This window comes from Mesorhizobium sp. P5_C1 (assembly GCF_054049815.1).
Window position 1 is genome coordinate 1 of record NZ_JBFULQ010000768.1, and the last position, 2,030, is coordinate 2,030.

Here is a 2,030-nt window from a genome sequence, read left to right on the forward strand (position 1 = left end):
ATCCGAACTCGCGTCTAAAAGCCCGGCTGAATTCAGCGCCATCACCGAAGCCGTGTTCGTCAGCAATGTCGAGAATTCGACGCCGGTCATTCGGATCAGCGAGCGCTGCATGGGCCGCCAGGAGCCGCCGATGCTGGATGTAGTGCACGATCCCTCCGGAAGCCTCGAACAGTCGGTAGAGACGTGAACGCGATATCCCGAGTCCGCGTGTCAGACGCTCGGTGCCGAGATCCGGTTCAAACAGATGAAGTTGCACGAATCGACGGGCGCGCTCGAGCAAGGTGGCGGAAATCGGATCATGGGCTTGGGCGAGATGGTCAGAGCATGGCGCGATGCAACCCTGTAGCATCGCCCTGGTCGCCCCGAGCAAGCCAGGAAGATCGCCAACATTAATCGTAGGAAGCCTCTGGGCGAGGCTGGCCAGATAGTCGGCAAGCAGCGTCCCCATGCCTCCATCAAGCACGGTGAACTCGGCCATGTCGAGACCCCACCCCATGTCGCGGCAGAAGTCGCGGGGTACGAAGAGCAACAGCATTTCGCTGTCTGTAACGCTTCCCTCGAAGACCCGGCCAAGCGAATGCACCTGCACCGATCCGGCCTCTCCGTCAAAAGACCTGGATGGAGTGGTCGTCTGCGATCTGCCGTCCCGGATAAGGGTCACCAACCAGTGATCGAKGGGGTCCCGGCGAATGCGACCCGCCAGGCTGGTAAAATCCAAGCCATTGGTGCTGATCTGAGCCAGGGCAAGATCGCCTAGGTCCCAGAGAAGTTGTGTGCCGGCGAAACCCGCCGCAGTATCGCTCGGCTCGACAAAGTCGAGCATAGTCGCGAAGTTCTGGCGCCATGCCGCAAACTGGTCCCTCGGAGGCAGCTCCCGAGTCGAGAATTCAAAGCAGGGAACCGGAACGCGTTCCGGACGCGGGTCATTCTTGGGAGCGACCGCTGCTGCTTGAGGCAACGGCTCGGCGAAGTCGACAGAAAGCGCCCTCGCTGCGTTAGCGGTCACAATCGGACCTCCTAACGGGCGCAAGCCCTGACCGGGCCAGATTTCCCGCTCAGGGTCTTCAACAACCAGTCCACAACGTCAGCACGCCGAAAGCAAAGATACATTAGAGACGCGTCACATGCACCCGTCTTCGCGCAGCCGGCGACTGTTAGTAAGAGCACTCTCATCAGAGATATCTTTCAAAGACAAGAATATCTCCCCGCAAGTGCCAATTTAAGCCGATTTTTCCGGTTGTACAAGGTAGTTGGATTTCGACGCCCCCGCCTGGCCGTGAAGCGTAGTTAATACAGCTAAGAAGCACCAGATATTTCGACAGGACCTCCGGACAGCAGCGCAGCAATCCAGCGTGTCGAGTGATGGTGCATGCAATATGTGACTACAACAATCAGAATTGGGACGCCGATGAAAGCCCCGGGCAGACCCCATAAAAAGCTCCAGAAAAAGATAGCAAACATCACGGCAAAAGGCGAGATCGCCAGCGATGCGCCGGTCAGGAATGGCTCCAGATAACTGCCGATAACGAACTGAATAGCGTTAAGGCCGAGGAACACAATCAGGGCCAGCTGCCACGACCCGGACTGCGCGACGGCGAACAAGGTCGGAAAGATCGTAGCCACCAGCGGTCCAACGAACGGAATATAGTTCAGCGCAAAAGCGATCGCCGCCCAAGCGCTTGCGAGTTCGAGCCCGGCAGCCAAGGCAAACCCCCACACGACCAAGCCCGTCAGCACGCATGCAATGCTGCGGACCACCATGAAACGGCGAACCTTGGCGCCAATTTCGCGGCCGATTTGCAAGAGCATCTCGCCTTGAGGTTGAGCAGAACTCAGGCGAAGACGACGCTGGAAATCGTCGGCTTCGAGCAGGCCAAGCATGACAAAGATGAAGGTCAATATGGCAAAGCCGGCCATGCTGTTCAGCCGATTGAGAAGGCCTTGTGTCAAGCCGATCAGCCAGGTCAGATTGAAATGCTCTTCAAGCGGACCAACGATTGCGATGCCATGGCTCTCCAGCCAGTCCGCCC

General features: G+C 58.2%; 2 protein-coding genes. Both read right to left on the minus strand.

Annotated features, from left to right (window positions below; all coding sequences use genetic code 11):
* On the minus strand, positions 1 to 1,006 hold a 1,006-nt coding region (locus ACXJ7R_RS31045; protein ID WP_457155141.1), incomplete at its 3' end, for a helix-turn-helix domain-containing protein.
* 290 nt (positions 1,007 to 1,296) lie between these two features.
* A partial coding sequence (locus ACXJ7R_RS31050; protein WP_457155142.1) for an AI-2E family transporter occupies positions 1,297 to 2,030 on the minus strand: 734 nt, incomplete at its 5' end.